Below are 14,386 nucleotides of genomic sequence, written 5' to 3'. Positions count from 1 at the left end.
GGCGCTCCCTCGCTCCTCCGTCGCTCCCTCGCTTCTCCCTTTCGGCACCGGCGCGGCCCTTCGGCTCGGGGCGGGGACTCGCCCGCTCGCCGGCCGAAGGGGCTCGGGGCGGGGACTCGCCCGCTCAGCCGGGGATGTTGGCCTTGACCTCCGGGGTCAGGGCGGCCGCCGGGTCGAAGGGGTTCTGCGCTGCGCCGGCCGGCACGGTCACCTCGACGTAGGCGGCGCGCATGGTCGTCACGAAGCGGTAGCCGCCGTCGCTCAGCTTCTGCGACCACCAGGTGACGCCGTCGACGGTCGGGGACCAGTCCTCGGCGTGCGGGCCGTCCAGCTCCTCCGGCCGGTCGACGCCGCACCGCAGCACCGTCCGGGGCGAACCGCCCCAGACGGCCACGTACGGCGAGGCGGGCGACGGGTCCTCGCGGGGGCGGCCGAGCAGCTCCTGCGGGAGCGCGCCGGCCAGTGCCCGGCAGTAGTCGGCCGCCCGGCCGGAGGGCTGCGGCACCTGGATGTCCGGGTCGGCCGAACTCCAACTGCCGACCAGGGCCACCACGGTGCAGGTCAGTACCACCGGCAGGGCCAGCCAACGGACCGGCGCCGGAAGCGCGGTCAGTGCCTCGGGGATGCGGAGTTCTCTGGCCACCCGCCGATGGTAGCCGGGGCTACAGGTGGACCACCGGGCAGGTGAGGGTGCGGGTGATGCCCTCCACCTTCTGGACCTTGGCGACCACCATGCGGCCCAGGTCGTCCACCGTCTCGGCCTCGGCCTTGACGATCACGTCGTACGGACCGGTGACGTCCTCGGCGGTGATCACGCCGGGGATCTTCGAGATGGTCTCGGCCACCGCGGTGGCCTTTCCTACCTCGGTCTGGATCAGGATGTATGCCTGTACCACGGGTGACCTCCCGGCGGCCGGTTGGGGGGAGCGCCGCCGTGATCGCCCGGTCTGGCGCAGGGGTGGATGCGGGCTCACCGGCAGGCTGATCACACCACGCTACCGCGCAGCGGGCCGGGGAGGGGAGACTTCGGCACCCTCGAAGGGCGTACGCTGCGCGCGGGGGAGCGCGACGGGGACCGGAACATGGAAACGCGAGAGGACGGCAGATGCAGGGGACCGTGGGCGAGCTCGGCGAGTTCGGCCTCATCAGGGAGCTGACCGCCCGGGTACCGCTCACCGACGCGGTCGACCTCGGCCCCGGGGACGACGCCGCGGTGGTGAAGGCCCCGGACGGCCGGGTGGTGGCCACCACGGACGTGCTGATCGAGAACCGGCACTTCCGCCGGGACTGGTCCACCGCCTACGACGTGGGCCGCAAGGCCGCCGCCCAGAACCTCGCCGACGTGGCCGCGATGGGCGCGGTGCCGACCGCGATACTGCTCGGGCTGGTCGCCCCCGCCGACCTGCCGACCACCTGGGCCACCGAGCTGATGGACGGGCTGCGCGACGAGTGCCAGGTCGCCGGGGCGACGGTGGTCGGCGGCGACGTGGTGCGCGGCGACACCGTCACGCTGGCGATCACGGCGCTCGGCGACCTCCAGGGGCGCGCGGCGGTGACGCGCTCCGGCGCTCAGGTCGGCGACGTGGTCGCGGTGAGCGGATGGCTCGGCTGGTCGGCGGCCGGACTCACCGTCCTGCAGCGCGGCTTCCGCTCCCCGCGCGCCTTCGTCGAGGCGCACCGCCGGCCCGAGCCGCCGTACCACGCGGGCCCGGCCGCGGCCGAGTTGGGCGCGACCTCGATGATCGACGTGAGCGACGGACTGGTCGCCGACCTCGGCCACGTGGCCCGGGCCAGCGAGGTGGACATCGACCTCAAGGCCGCCGACTTCGACGTCCCGGCGCAGATGGCCGACATCGGACAGGCGGTCGGGGTGGACCCGTTGGTCTGGGTGCTGTCCGGCGGCGAGGACCACGCGATCGTGGCGACCTTCCCGCGCGGGGTCCAACTCCCGTCCCGCTGGCGGGTGGTGGGCGAGGTGACCGGTCGCCCGCGGGGCTCGCGCAGTGGCCGGGTGACGGTGGACGGCGCGCCCTGGGACCGGGTCGGCGGCTGGGACCACTTCGCCGAGTGACGTGCTTCGCCGGGTGACGTACCTCGCCGAGTGAAGCAACTCGCCGAGTGACGTACGGAGTACGGCCGACGGCGTGTGGACGCCGGTACGACGCGTGACGCTCCGGGGGTGCGGCGGCGGGCTTCGAGGGTGCGTTTTGCGTAGGCTTGCGGCATCCGAGCCCGCCCGCCGTCCGGCGCGGGTGGTCCGAACCACTGCGAGCGGGAGCACACCACTCATGCGCATCGGTGTACTGACCAGCGGCGGCGACTGCCCCGGCCTCAACGCGGTGATCCGCTCGGTCGTGCACCGGGGCACGGACGTCCACGGCGACGAGATCGTGGGCATCCAGGACGGCTTCCTCGGCCTGATCGAGGGCCGCACCCGGCCGGTCTCGCACGACGACGTCACCGGTCTGCTCACCCTCGGCGGCACCATCCTGGGCTCGGCCCGGGTGCGGCGCGAGCGGATCGTCTGGGCGGTGGAGAACGCCACGACGCTGGCCCGGGACATCGGCATCGACGCGCTGATCGCGATCGGCGGCGAGGGAACGCTGACCGCCGCCAAGCTGTTCAGCGACGCCGGGCTGCCGGTCGTCGCGGTGCCCAAGACCATCGACAACGACATCGACGCCACCGACGTCACCTTCGGCTTCGACACCGCGGTGCACGTGGCGACCGAGGCGATCGACCGGCTGAAGACCACCGCGGAGTCCCACCAGCGGGTCATGGTGGTGGAGTTGATGGGCCGGCACACCGGCTGGATCACCCTCACCGCGGGCATGGCGGGCGGCGCCCACGGGATCCTGATCCCGGAGAAGCCCTTCGACATCGAGGCGGTGGCCCGGATGGTCGAGGACCGCTTCGACCGCGGCAAGAAGTTCGCCATCATCGCCGTCGCCGAGGGCGCCGCCCCGATGCCCGGCACCATGCGCTTCGACCACGGCGACGTCGACCAGTACGGCCACCGGACCTTCGGCGGGATCGGCAACCGGCTCGCCCACGAGCTGGAGAACCTGCTCGGCAAGGAGGCCCGCCCGGTCATCCTCGGCCACACCCAGCGCGGCGGCACCCCGACCGCCCGGGACCGGGTGCTCGCCTCGCGCTTCGGCTGGCACGCGGTGGAGGCCGTCCACCGGGGCGCGTTCGGGCACTTCACCGCGCTGCGCCGGACCGAGATCGAGCTGCTGCCGATCGGCGCCGCGGTGAGCCGGCTGAAGACGGTGCCGGAGGACCGCTGGGCGGAGTCCGAGGCGGTGCTCTGAATCGCCGCAGGTAGGTTGGGAGACATGTCTTCCACCGCACCCCCGCGCGTCCTCACGATCGCCGGCTCCGACTCCGGCGGCGGCGCCGGCATCCAGGCCGACCTCAAGGCGATGCTCGCCCTCGGCGTCCACGGCATGAGCGTGATCACCGCCGTCACCGCGCAGAACTCGCTCGGCGTCCAGGGCTACTGGGAACTGCCCGCCGAGGCCGTCCGGGCGCAGTTCCGCAGCGTGGTGGACGACATCGGGGTGCAGGCCGTCAAGACCGGCATGCTCGCCTCGATCGAGCTGGTCGAGACCGTCGCCGACCTGCTCTCCGGGGTGGACGCCCCGGTGGTGGTCGACCCGGTCGGCGTCTCCAAGCACGGGGACGCGCTGCTGGCCGCCGAGGCGGTGGCCACCGTCCGGGAGAAGCTGCTGCCGGTCGCCACCGTGGTCACCCCCAACCTGCACGAGGTGACGCAGCTCACCGGCCGGACCGTCGAGGACGAGTCGCAGATGCTGGCCGCCGCCGAGGCGCTGCTGGACCTCGGGCCGCGCTGGGTGCTGGTCAAGGGCGGCCACTTGGCGGGCGAGGCCGCCGACCTGCTGTACGGCGGGCCCGGCGAGGTGCACTGGTACCGCGCGCCGCGCTACGACAACCGGCACACCCACGGCACCGGCTGCACCCTGGCCAGCTCGATCGCGGCCGGCCTGGCCAAGGGCGAGTCGCTGCCCGAGGCGGTGGGCTCGGCCAAGGAGTACATCACCGGCGCGATCGCCGGGGGCTTCGCGCTGGGCGCCGGGATCGGCCCGGTGGACCACGCCTGGCGCTGGCGCTAGTCCGAAACGCAGTGGTGGGCGGACTCCCGAGGGAGCCCGCCCACCACTGGTGCGTCCGGAAAGCCTGACCGGTCCCGGAAACAGCGAAGCCGGCTCATCCGGGGATGAACCGACTCACTGGAGGACCGGCATGCCGGTCTGCGCGTCAGCGCGAGACCTTACCGGCCTTGATGCACGAGGTGCAGACGTTGAGCCGCTTCGGCGTCCGCCCAATCACAGCGCGCACCGTCTGGATGTTGGGGTTCCAACGACGGGGGGTACGGCGGTGAGAGTGGGAGATGCTGTTGCCGAAGCCCGGCCCCTTGCCGCAGACGTCGCAGTTGGCAGCCACAGGAGTCACTCCAAGACTTCAGATCAGTTACTTTCGAAAACCCCGCCCACCCACCGGAGCACTCACGTGAACCAGACCGGACCAGGGGGGTGAGCCTGGACGGTTCCAGGCAACCGGAAGAGCATACAACGCTTGCTTCCGTCCCACGAAACTACCATGACCGGCCGAGTGATCGCTCCGGCCGCCGGTCCGGGCGGCCCTGCCCGGCCCCGATAACCTGCGGGTACCACCCCTCATCGTTCGTTCTCAGGCCATATCGGCGTTCCATCCGGAGGAGACCTGGTGCTGCACACGCTCGACGCCCCGGCCGTGCGCACCTGGTGCCAGCTCGCCCTGCGCGCGCTCGGCCAGGCCCGCGAGGAGATCGACGCGCTCAACGTCTACCCCGTCCCGGACGGCGACACCGGCACCAACCTCTACCTGACCGTCGAGTCCGCCGCCGCCGAGGTGGAGAGCCGCTTCACCGACCCCGCCGCCGACCCGGCGCCCGGACTGGCCGACACCGTCCGGGCGATGGCCCGCGGCGCGCTGATCGGCGCCCGCGGCAACTCCGGGGTGATCCTCGCCCAGTGGCTGCGCGGCACCGCCGAGCAGCTCGCCCAGGGCGGCGGCGCCGAACAGCTGCGGGCCGCCCTGCAGCGGGCCGCCGACTCCGCGTACCAGGCCGTCGCGGAGCCCGTCGAGGGCACCCTGCTCACCGTCGCCCGGGTCGCCGCCCGGGAGGCGGTACGGGCCGGGGACGGGCTCGCGCAGGTCGCCGAGACCGCCCACCGGGCCGCCCGGGACGCACTGCGGCACACCCCCGAGCAGCTCGCCGTCCTGGCCGAGAACGGGGTGGTGGACGCCGGCGGGCGCGGCCTGGTGGCCGTCCTCGGCGCGCTGGCCGACGCCGTCGCCGGGCAACAGCCGATGGGGCCGGTCGCGCTGCGCGCGGACGTCCGGGCGGTGGAGAGCTGCGAGGTGCACCTGCGGCCGCCCGGCCCCGGTCACCCCGCCTTCGAGGTCATCTATCTGCTGGACGCGCCGGACGAGGCGCTGCCCGGGCTGCGCGAGCGGCTCGGCGGGCTCGGCGACTCCCTGGTGATCGGCGGCGGCGACGGCCTGTGGAACGTGCACGTCCACGTGGACGACGCGGGCGCCGCGGTGGAGGCCGGGGTCGAGGCCGGGCGCCCGCACCAGATCCGGATCACCCACTTCGCGGAGGCCGCCGCCCGGGCCGGCACCGCCGCCGAGCGCGGCGAACGCGAGGAGCGGGCCCGCGCGGTGCTCTCCGTGGTCTCCGGCGAGGGGCTGGCCGAGCTGTGCGAGCAGGCCGGCGCCGTCGTCCTGCACGCCGACCCGGACCGCCGCCCGGCCAGCGCCGAACTCGCCGACGCCGTGCGCGGCTCGGGCGCCCGCGAGGTGGTGCTGCTGCTCAACGACCCCGAACTGCGCGCCGCCGCCGGGGCCGCCGCCGACCAGCTGCGCGAGGAGGGCGTGCGGATCGCCGTACTGCCCACCCGTTCCCCGGTGCAGGGCCTCGCGGCGCTCGCGGTGCACGAGGGCGGGCGCCGCTTCGACGAGGACGTGGTCGCCATGACCTCCGCCGCCGGGGCCACCCGGTACGCCGAACTCGCCGTCGCCGAGGGGGAGTCCTGGACCATGGCCGGGGTCTGCCAGGCCGGTGACGTGCTCGGCCTGATCGACGGCGACGTCGCGGTGATCGGCGCCGGACTGGCCGAGGTCGGCGAGAGCGTGCTGGACCGGATGCTCGGCGCGGGCGGCGAACTCGTCACCCTGATCCTCGGCGAGGGCGCCGACCGGGCGCTCGCCGACCGGCTGGTGGCGCACGTCCGGCAGCAGCGGCCGGAGGTGGACTCGGTGGTCTTCCACGGCGGCCAGGAGTCCACGCCCTTGCTGATCGGGGTCGAGTAGGCCGCCCCGAGCCGCCTGTTGAGGCGAGCGGGCGAGCACCCGCTCCGAGCCCCTTCGGCCGGCGAGCGGGCGAGTCCCCGCTCCGAGCCCCTTCGGCGGGCGAGCGGGCGAGTAGCAGCCCGGTTCGTCGGTGCCTTGGTGTAAACAAGGGCCTGATGGGCGCTCTCGATGAACCACTGACCAAGCTCGTCGGCGACCGTACCGCGAAGGTGCTCGCCGACAGCCTCAAGCTGCGCACGGTCGGGGACCTGCTGCACCACTATCCGCGCCGCTACGTCGAGCGCGGCCAGCTCACCAGCCTGGACGAGCTGGAGATCGACGAGCACGTCACGGTGCTGGCCCGGATCGAGAAGGTCACCCTGATCCCGTTCCGCGGCCGCAAGGGCGACCGGCTGGAGGTCGTCGTCACCGACGGCCGCAGCCGGCTCTCGCTGGTCTTCTTCAACCAGGGCTGGCGGCAGAAGGAGCTCAGGGCCGGTGCCCAGGGCCTGTTCGCGGGCAAGGTCGGCGTCTTCAACCGCACCCGCCAGCTGGTCTCGCCCGACTACCAGCTGCTCGACGAGGACGCCACCGCATCGACTGGAGCCGGGTCCGCCGCGCAGCAGTTCGCCGGCCGGCTCATCCCGGTGTACGGCGCCAGCGCGCAGATGCCCAGTTGGAAGCTGTCGATCTGCGTCGAGACCGCGCTCACCAAGCACCTCGGCGACGTCGGCGAGCCGCTGCCCGCCGAACTGCGCGAGCGGCACGACCTGATCCCGCTGCCCGAGGCGCTGGAGCTGATCCACCGCCCGCGCAGCCAGGCCGACCGCGAACGCGCCCAGAGCCGGCTGCGCTGGGACGAGGCCTTCGTCCTCCAGGTCGCCCTCGCCCAGCGCCGGGCAGCCGACTCCGCGCTGCCAGCCAAGCCGCGCAAGCCCCGGGCGGGCGGCCTGCTGGACGCCTTCGACGCCCGGCTGCCGTTCACCCTCACCGAGGGCCAGCAGAAGGTGTCCGCCGAGATCGCCGCCGACCTGGCGACCGAGCACCCGATGCACCGGCTGCTCCAGGGCGAGGTCGGCTCCGGGAAGACCCTCGTCGCGCTGCGCGCGATGCTCGCCGTGGTGGACGCCGGCGGTCAGGCCGTGCTGCTCGCGCCCACCGAGGTGCTGGCCCAGCAGCACCACCGTTCGATCGTCGAGATGATGGGCGACCTCGCCGAGGGCGGCCTGCTCGGCGGCTCCGAACTCGGCACCCGGGTGGCGCTGCTGACCGGCTCGATGGGCGCCCCGGCCCGCCGCCAGGCGCTGCTGGACATGGCCTGCGGGGACGCCGGGATCGCCATCGGCACCCACGCGCTGATCGAGGAGAAGGTCCAGTTCCAGGACCTCGGCCTGGTCGTGGTGGACGAGCAGCACCGCTTCGGCGTCGAGCAGCGGGACGCGCTGCGCGCCAAGGGCGAGCAGCCGCCCCACCTGCTGGTGATGACCGCCACCCCGATCCCGCGCACCGTCGCGATGACCGTCTTCGGAGACTTGGAGACCTCCGTCCTGGACCAGCTCCCGGCCGGCCGTTCGCCGATCTCCACCCACGTCGTGCCCGCGCTGGAGAAGCCCAACTTCCTCACCCGGGCCTGGGAACGGGTCCGCGAGGAGGTCGGCAAGGGCCACCAGGCGTACGTGGTCTGCCCCCGGATCGGGGACGAGGAGCCGGCGGCCGACCCGAAGGCGAAGAAGAAGCGCAAGGCCGTCGAGGAGGACTTCGAGGAGGTCGCTGACCTCGGCGCCGCGAGCGACGAACGACGGCCCCCGCTCTCGGTGGTGGAGACCGCCGAGATGCTGGTGAAGGGCCCGCTGAGCGGCCTGCGGGTGGAGATCCTGCACGGCCGGCTCGCGCCGGAGGCCAAGGACGAGGTGATGCGCCGGTTCGCGGCGGGGGAGGTGGACGTCCTGGTCGCCACCACCGTCATCGAGGTCGGCGTGAACGTCCCCAACTCCACCGTGATGGTCATCATGGACGCCGACCGCTTCGGCGTCTCCCAGCTCCACCAGCTGCGCGGCCGGGTCGGCCGGGGCAGCGCGGCGGGCCTGTGCCTGCTGGTCAGCGAGATGCCCGGGGGCAGCGCCGCCCGGGCCCGGCTGGACGCGGTGGCCGGCACCCTGGACGGCTTCGAGCTGTCCCGGATCGACCTCGAACAGCGCCGCGAGGGCGACGTGCTGGGCCAGGCGCAGTCCGGGGTGAAGTCCTCGCTCAAGGTGCTCTCGGTGCTGGAGGACGAGGAGGTCATCCTCACCGCCCGGACCGAGGCCACCCGGCTGGTCGCCGAGGACCCGGACCTGGCCGCCCACCCGGAGCTGCGCACCGCGCTGGAGAGCCTGCTCGACGAGGACCGCGCGGCCTACATGGAGAAGGGCTGAGCGGGGCCGCCCGCCCCCGGAATTGTCAGACCCCCGGGAGAGAATGAAGTTGTTCAGGACGCACCCTCAAGGTGCGTACCTGGCACGACACTTGGGGGTCCTGCCATGGCATTCCGTCATCTCAACGAGCTCCCGCTGGGCGACAAGGTCTTCCGGATCGAACTCGCCAGCGACGACGACCGCGAGGTCACCCTCACCCTGACCGGCTGGCGCGAGGGGGCGGCCGCCGCGCCGCTCGCCTCGGGCAAGCTCCGCCTGCCGGTCGAGGACGTCGCCTCGCTGCGGATCGCGCTCAACCGCGCGCTGCGGGCGCTGGCGATCGTCGCCGACGTCTCCGAGCCCATCCCCGACCGCGACGTGCTGCGCGAGCTGTACCCGGGCCACGGCGCCCCCTGGGTGCCGCAGCACGAGGAGGAACTGGTCCGGCGCTTCCACGACGGCGAGACCGTCGCCCGGATCGCCGCCCGCTTCGGCCGCACTCCCGACTCCGTCCGGACCAAGCTGCGCGAGCTCGGGCACGACCCGCGCCGCCCCGAGTTCTGCCCGCCCGACGGCTGCCTGTCCTGGTCCCGCTATGCCTCGCCGGCCCTGCTCGGCGCGGCGGTCCCGGGGCAGCAGGCGGGCTCCGAGGCGAGCTGAGGCGTGTCCGACCCCGGGGCCCCGCCGATCACCGGTCGGGCCCCGGGGGCCCGGGGCCCGCTACTCGCCCGCTCGCCTCCGGGGCGCTCGGGTCCGGTGCCGACGGTCGGGCGCTCCCTCGCTCTCCCCCAGCCTTCGGCCGGGGGGGACCCCCACCGTCGCTCCCTCGCTTCTCCCTTTCGGCACCGGCGCGCCCCTTCGGCTCGGGGCGGGGACTCACCCGCTCGCCTCCGGGCCGCTTCGGGTCCGGTGCCGACGGTCGGGCGCTCCCTCGCTCTCCCCCAGCCTTCGGCCGGGGGGACCCCCACCGTCGCTCCCTCGCTTCTCCCTTTCGGCACCGGCGCGCCCCTTCGGCTCGGGGCGGGGACTCACCCGCTCGCCTCCGGGCCGCTTCGGGTCCGGTGCCGACGGTCGGGCGCTCCCTCGCTCTCCCCCAGCCTTCGGCCGGGGGGACCCCCACCGTCGCTCCCTCGCTTCTCCCTTTCGGCACCGGCGCGCCCCTTCGGCTCGGGGCGGGATAGCGTGGTCGGGCAGCGACGAAAGGACCTTCCACCACCATGACCCGCGTGATCGCCGGGTCGGCCGGCGGCCGCCGGCTGGCCGTACCGCCCGGCCGGGGCACCCGTCCGACCTCCGACAAGGCCCGGGAGGCGATGTTCTCCACGCTGGAGGCGTTCCGCGGCACCCTGCACGGGGCCCGGATGCTGGACCTGTTCGGCGGATCGGGCGCGGTCGGCCTGGAGGCGTTGTCGCGCGGAGCCGAGCACGTCCTGCTGGTCGAGGCGGACGGCCAGGCGGCCCGGGTGATCCGGGAGAACGTCCGCACGATCGGCCTGCCGGGCGCCGAGGTGCGGGCCACCAAGGCGGAGAAGGTGATCGCCGGGCCGCCCCCGCAGACCCCCTACGACCTGGTCTTCCTCGACCCGCCGTACGCCGTGACGGACGAGGAGGTGCGCGAGATGCTGATCACACTGTCGGCTGGGGGCTGGCTCGCGGAGGACGCACTCGTCACCGTGGAGCGCAGCACCCGTGGCGGCGAGTTCGGCTGGCCCGAGGGTTTCGAGGTGCTGCGCTCCCGCCGCTACGGCGAGGGCACGCTCTGGTACGGTCGCGCCGCCGCCGGGGCCAGCGATCACGAGTAGCGGGCCGCGGCCCGCAGCAGCCGTCACCCCACGAGGGAGCACACACGCCATGCGCCGAGCCGTCTGCCCCGGTTCGTTCGACCCGATCCACAACGGCCACCTCGAGATCATCGAGCGGGCCTCGAAGCTGTACGACGTGGTGCATGTCGCGGTCCTGATCAACCGGAACAAGCAGGGCATGTTCACCGTCGAGGAGCGGATCGGCCTGATCGAGGAGGTCACCGCCCAGTTCGGGAACGTGGTGGTCGAGTCGCACCACGGCCTGCTGGTGGACTACTGCCGGGAGCGCGGCATCCCCGCGATCATCAAGGGCCTGCGCGCGGTCAGCGACTTCGACTACGAGCTGCAGATGGCCCAGATGAACCACGGTCTGACCGGCGTGGAGACGCTGTTCCTGCCGACCTCGCCGACGTACAGCTTCCTCTCCTCGACGCTGGTCAAGGAGGTCGCCTCGTACGGCGGCGACGTCTCGCACCTGCTGCCGGAGAGGGTGCACGGCCGCCTGGTCGAGCGGATCGCGGAGCGCAAGGCCGAGCAGTAGGGTTCGTCCTTTTCTGCCGGTTCGTCACGTCTTGTCCGGAGTGGCGGAGACGGGTTCGACTCGGGCGTTGTGAGGTGGCCGCACGGGGGCCGTACAGTCTGTATTCCTGCCCTGCGGTGAGGTCCACCGCGCCGGGCCTGCCTCCGCCGGACCGTCGGCGGCACACGGAAAGACGAAGCCCCGTGGACGTGCAGAACAAGGTCGACGAGATCGTGGCGGCGGTCGAGAACGCCCGCTCGATGCCGATGTCGGCCTCCTGCGTGGTGAACCGGGCCGAGCTGATCGGCCTGCTCAACGACCTCAAGGCGGCCCTGCCCGCCGAACTCGCCCAGGCCCAGTCGGTGATGGCCGACCACGAGCAGGTGGTGGCGGACGCCCAGGCCGAGGCCGACCGGATCATCCAGGGCGCGCACGCCGAGCGCGGTTCGCTGATCTCCGACACCGAGGTGGTCCGTCGGGCCCAGGCCGAGGCCGACCGGATCCTGGCCGAGGCCCGCGCCGAGGTCGACACCCAGCGCGCCGAGGCCGACGACTACGTGGACAGCAAGCTCGCCAACTTCGAGGTCGTGCTGACCAAGACGCTCGGCGCGGTCGGCCGCGGCCGCACCAAGCTGCGCGGCGACTCCGGCGCCTTCGAGACCGACGGCGAGACCGACGGCGAGGAGTTCCAGCCGCAGCGGCTCAGCCCGAGCCCCGAGGTCGACGAGTACGTCGATGTGAAGCTCGCCACCCTGGAGAACGTGCTCAGCGCGACCCTGGAGGCGGTCGGCAAGGGCCGCGACAAGCTGCTCGGCAAGAAGCCGATCGACGAGCTGGGCGCCTACCTGGCCGCCGCCGACGAGGCCCAGCAGGCCAAGGAGCGCGCCGAGGCGGTGGCCGCCGGCTTCGCCGCGGACGCCGACGCCGACGGCGCCGACCTCGCCTGGTACCGCGAGGACGTCCCGCAGCAGCAGACCTGGCCGGAGCAGACCCCGGCCGCGGCCGGCTGGCAGGCCCCCGGCGCCGACCAGTACGCGGCCGCCGCCCAGCACCAGGGCGGACAGCCCCACGACGGTCAGCACCAGACCGGCCAGCACCAGGTCGGGCAGTACGCCGAGGGGTACGGCGGCGGCTTCGACCCGGCCGCCCAGGGCGACCCGTACAACACCCAGTGGGGCCACCAGCAGGGCGGCTACCCGCAGCAGCAGCCCCACTACGAGGGCCAGCAGCACCAGGCCCAGCAGCAGGGCGCCTACGGCTATCAGCAGCAGGACGGCTACGTGGCCCAGCCGTATGACGGCTACCACTACCCGCAGCAGCCCGCCCTGCCCCCGGCCGTCCCGCACCAGCAGCAGGGCCTGGACGAGACCAGCTTCTTCGACACCAGCATGATCGACATGACCCGGCTGCGTGAGCTCGGCGGCCGCTGAGCAGCCCGGGCGGGAGCGCGCGGGAGGCTCCTGACGGGACCGAAGTTGGGCCTGACGGGAGACTCCGGTAGTCTGACCACTCCGGCATCCCCATGTCCGGCTGTCGGCTTGCCCGCGCAAGGTCGACTGGTGATGGGGGCCACAGCTTTGATTCCTATGGAAGTCAGGACACCTTGAACCGCCTCGACCACCGCGACCCCCTCGTGTTCGACACGCACGAGCTGGGCCGTCGTCCGGGCGCGATGCGCAAGGTGAGCCGGACCCTGGAGGCCCCCGAGGGCTTCGGGATCATCGACGTGATCGGCGTCCCGGAGAAGAGCCCGATCGACCTGGAGCTCCGCCTGGAGTCCGTGGTCGAGGGCGTGCTGGTCACCGGCACCGCCGAAGCCCACGTCGAGGGCGAGTGCGTCCGGTGCCTGGAGCCCGTCGACTTCGACGTCGACGTGGACTTCCAGGAGCTGTACTACTACCCGGAGTCCGACGAGCGTCACCGCGCCCGGACCACCGGGACCGATGACCTCGACGAGGACTCGGAAGAAGAGACTTACCGCCTGGAGGGCGATTTCTTCGACCTCCAGCCGGTGCTGCGTGACGCGGTGGTGCTCGCACTGCCGCTGCAGCCGGTGTGCCAGGAAGACTGCCTGGGCCTGTGCTCCGAGTGCGGAGCGCGCCTGAGCGACGACCCGGCGCACCACCACGACGCCGTCGACCCCCGGTGGGCGGCTCTGCAGGGACTCTCCGCCGACACCGGCGACGAGGCCCGTGGCGAAGCCGCTGATCTGCGGCGGGGAATCAAGAACAGCGACACCCGTGAGGGTCTCGCCGAGAACCAGGAGAAGTAGCCGTGGCTGTTCCGAAGCGGAAGATGTCGCGCAGCAACACGCGCCACCGCCGGTCCAACTGGAAGGCCGTCGTTCCGGCCCTCGTGGCGTGCGACCGCTGCCACGAGCCGAAGCTGGGCCACATCGCGTGCCCGAGCTGCGGCACGTACAACCGTCGCCAGGTCCTCTCGGTCTGATCGGCGGGGTGCACGGATCGATGTCGGACGGTAACTCCACCCGCAAGGCGTCCCCTGCCTCGAAGGGTTCTTCGGGCAGCGGCAAGGCCGGCGGGCCGGCTTCGACCGAATACGACGTCCTGGAAGGGCGCCTCGGGTACACGCTCGAGCGCGCCCTTCTGGTACGCGCCCTGACCCACCGCTCGTACGCGTACGAGAACGGGGGTCTGCCCACCAACGAGCGCCTGGAGTTCCTCGGCGACTCGGTGCTGGGCCTGGTGGTGACCGACACCCTCTACCGCGTCCACCCGGACGTCCCGGAGGGCACGCTCGCCAAGCTGCGCGCCGCGGTGGTCAACTCCCGCGCGCTCGCGGACGTCGGCCGGGGGCTGGACCTCGGCGCGTTCATCCGGCTCGGCAAGGGCGAGGAGGGCACCGGCGGCCGCGACAAGTCGTCGATCCTCGCCGACACCGTCGAGGCCGTGATCGGGGCCATCTACCTGGACCGCGGTCTGGAGGCGGCCACCGAGTTCGTCCACCGGCTGTTCGACCCGCTGATCGAGGAGTCCTCTCAGCTGGGCGCCGGCCTGGACTGGAAGACCAGCCTCCAGGAGCTCACCGCCTCGGTGGGCATCGGAGTGCCGGAGTACGTGGTCATGGAGTCCGGGCCGGACCACGAGAAGACCTTCACCGCGGCGGCCCGGGTGGCCGGCGAGGACTTCGGCAGCGGCGTCGGCCGCTCGAAGAAGGAAGCCGAGCAGAAGGCCGCCGAGAGCGCCTGGCGTGCGATCAAGGAGAAGTACGCCGACCGGCTGCCCGCGGGCGCCTGACGAAGAAGTAGCCTTCACTCCTGCCGATCCCTTCGATGCAGGAGGCCCGTTCCC

General features: G+C 73.1%; 15 protein-coding genes. 12 read left to right on the top strand and 3 right to left on the bottom strand.

The features are described 5' to 3' along the window. Positions 1 to 124 precede the first annotated feature (124 nt). Both O1G21_RS14030 and O1G21_RS14025 read right to left on the bottom strand, forming a co-directional pair. Positions 125 to 643, bottom strand: a complete 519-nt coding sequence (locus O1G21_RS14030) for a DUF3515 domain-containing protein (RefSeq protein ID WP_270143815.1) — start codon at positions 641 to 643, stop codon at positions 125 to 127. A gap of 19 nt (positions 644 to 662) precedes the next feature. Beyond that, complete coding sequence (locus O1G21_RS14025) at positions 663 to 896, bottom strand: Lrp/AsnC family transcriptional regulator (RefSeq protein WP_270143814.1); 234 nt, start codon at positions 894 to 896, stop codon at positions 663 to 665. A 209-nt stretch (positions 897 to 1,105) separates the two neighbouring features. On the opposite strand from O1G21_RS14025, the gene O1G21_RS14020 reads away from it, so the two are divergent. The 3 genes from O1G21_RS14020 (at position 1,106) to thiD (ending at position 4,136) form a co-directional block, all read left to right on the top strand. Then, entirely contained in the window at positions 1,106 to 2,071 is a 966-nt protein-coding gene (locus O1G21_RS14020) for a thiamine-phosphate kinase (protein WP_270143812.1), read from the top strand. A 217-nt stretch (positions 2,072 to 2,288) separates the two neighbouring features. Continuing rightward, a complete protein-coding gene (locus O1G21_RS14015; RefSeq protein WP_270143811.1) occupies positions 2,289 to 3,314 on the top strand; it encodes an ATP-dependent 6-phosphofructokinase in 1,026 nt (341 codons plus the stop codon). Between the two features lie 24 nt (positions 3,315 to 3,338). Continuing rightward, positions 3,339 to 4,136, top strand: a complete 798-nt coding sequence (gene thiD, locus O1G21_RS14010) for a bifunctional hydroxymethylpyrimidine kinase/phosphomethylpyrimidine kinase (RefSeq protein WP_270143809.1) — start codon at positions 3,339 to 3,341, stop codon at positions 4,134 to 4,136. Positions 4,137 to 4,281: 145 nt separating this feature from the next. Here thiD and rpmB read toward each other — a convergent pair whose 3' ends face one another. Beyond that, complete coding sequence (rpmB, locus tag O1G21_RS14005; protein ID WP_014138233.1) at positions 4,282 to 4,467, bottom strand: 50S ribosomal protein L28; 186 nt, start codon at positions 4,465 to 4,467, stop codon at positions 4,282 to 4,284. A 282-nt stretch (positions 4,468 to 4,749) separates the two neighbouring features. Between rpmB and O1G21_RS14000 the strand changes: the two genes are divergently transcribed. From O1G21_RS14000 to rnc, 9 genes are all read left to right on the top strand, one after another. After that, positions 4,750 to 6,381 carry a DAK2 domain-containing protein gene (locus O1G21_RS14000; protein WP_270143807.1) on the top strand — a complete coding sequence of 544 codons (1,632 nt, stop codon included), beginning with the start codon at positions 4,750 to 4,752 and terminating at the stop codon, positions 6,379 to 6,381. Between the two features lie 155 nt (positions 6,382 to 6,536). Then, a complete protein-coding gene (gene recG, locus O1G21_RS13995; RefSeq protein ID WP_270143805.1) occupies positions 6,537 to 8,774 on the top strand; it encodes an ATP-dependent DNA helicase RecG in 2,238 nt (745 codons plus the stop codon). A 105-nt stretch (positions 8,775 to 8,879) separates the two neighbouring features. Continuing rightward, a complete protein-coding gene (locus tag O1G21_RS13990) occupies positions 8,880 to 9,413 on the top strand; it encodes a hypothetical protein (RefSeq protein WP_030288025.1) in 534 nt (177 codons plus the stop codon). A 557-nt stretch (positions 9,414 to 9,970) separates the two neighbouring features. After that, complete coding sequence (gene rsmD / locus O1G21_RS13985) at positions 9,971 to 10,555, top strand: 16S rRNA (guanine(966)-N(2))-methyltransferase RsmD (RefSeq protein WP_270143803.1); 585 nt, start codon at positions 9,971 to 9,973, stop codon at positions 10,553 to 10,555. A gap of 49 nt (positions 10,556 to 10,604) precedes the next feature. Next, a complete protein-coding gene (gene coaD, locus O1G21_RS13980) occupies positions 10,605 to 11,096 on the top strand; it encodes a pantetheine-phosphate adenylyltransferase (protein WP_270143802.1) in 492 nt (163 codons plus the stop codon). Between the two features lie 182 nt (positions 11,097 to 11,278). After that, positions 11,279 to 12,505, top strand: a complete 1,227-nt coding sequence (locus O1G21_RS13975) for an ATP synthase F0 subunit B (protein ID WP_270143800.1) — start codon at positions 11,279 to 11,281, stop codon at positions 12,503 to 12,505. A 173-nt stretch (positions 12,506 to 12,678) separates the two neighbouring features. After that, entirely contained in the window at positions 12,679 to 13,347 is a 669-nt protein-coding gene (locus O1G21_RS13970; protein WP_270143798.1) for a YceD family protein, read from the top strand. 2 nt (positions 13,348 to 13,349) lie between these two features. Beyond that, positions 13,350 to 13,523 carry a 50S ribosomal protein L32 gene (gene rpmF, locus O1G21_RS13965; RefSeq protein ID WP_030056747.1) on the top strand — a complete coding sequence of 58 codons (174 nt, stop codon included), beginning with the start codon at positions 13,350 to 13,352 and terminating at the stop codon, positions 13,521 to 13,523. Between the two features lie 20 nt (positions 13,524 to 13,543). Continuing rightward, positions 13,544 to 14,332 carry a ribonuclease III gene (rnc, locus tag O1G21_RS13960; RefSeq protein WP_270143791.1) on the top strand — a complete coding sequence of 263 codons (789 nt, stop codon included), beginning with the start codon at positions 13,544 to 13,546 and terminating at the stop codon, positions 14,330 to 14,332. Positions 14,333 to 14,386 lie beyond the last annotated feature (54 nt).

This window comes from Kitasatospora cathayae (assembly GCF_027627435.1).
Taxonomy (GTDB): Bacteria; Actinomycetota; Actinomycetes; order Streptomycetales; family Streptomycetaceae; genus Kitasatospora; species Kitasatospora cathayae.
This window is presented reverse-complemented; position numbering and strand designations above follow the sequence as displayed.

Coding starts and splice junctions, on each gene's coding strand:
- thiD (WP_270143809.1), top strand. CDS start 3,339: ATGTCTTCCACCGCACCCCCGCGCGTCCTCACGATCGCCGGCTCCGAC.
- O1G21_RS14020 (WP_270143812.1), top strand. CDS start 1,106: ATGCAGGGGACCGTGGGCGAGCTCGGCGAGTTCGGCCTCATCAGGGAG.
- rsmD (WP_270143803.1), top strand. CDS start 9,971: ATGACCCGCGTGATCGCCGGGTCGGCCGGCGGCCGCCGGCTGGCCGTA.
- O1G21_RS14015 (WP_270143811.1), top strand. CDS start 2,289: ATGCGCATCGGTGTACTGACCAGCGGCGGCGACTGCCCCGGCCTCAAC.
- O1G21_RS13990 (WP_030288025.1), top strand. CDS start 8,880: ATGGCATTCCGTCATCTCAACGAGCTCCCGCTGGGCGACAAGGTCTTC.
- coaD (WP_270143802.1), top strand. CDS start 10,605: ATGCGCCGAGCCGTCTGCCCCGGTTCGTTCGACCCGATCCACAACGGC.
- recG (WP_270143805.1), top strand. CDS start 6,537: ATGGGCGCTCTCGATGAACCACTGACCAAGCTCGTCGGCGACCGTACC.
- rnc (WP_270143791.1), top strand. CDS start 13,544: ATGTCGGACGGTAACTCCACCCGCAAGGCGTCCCCTGCCTCGAAGGGT.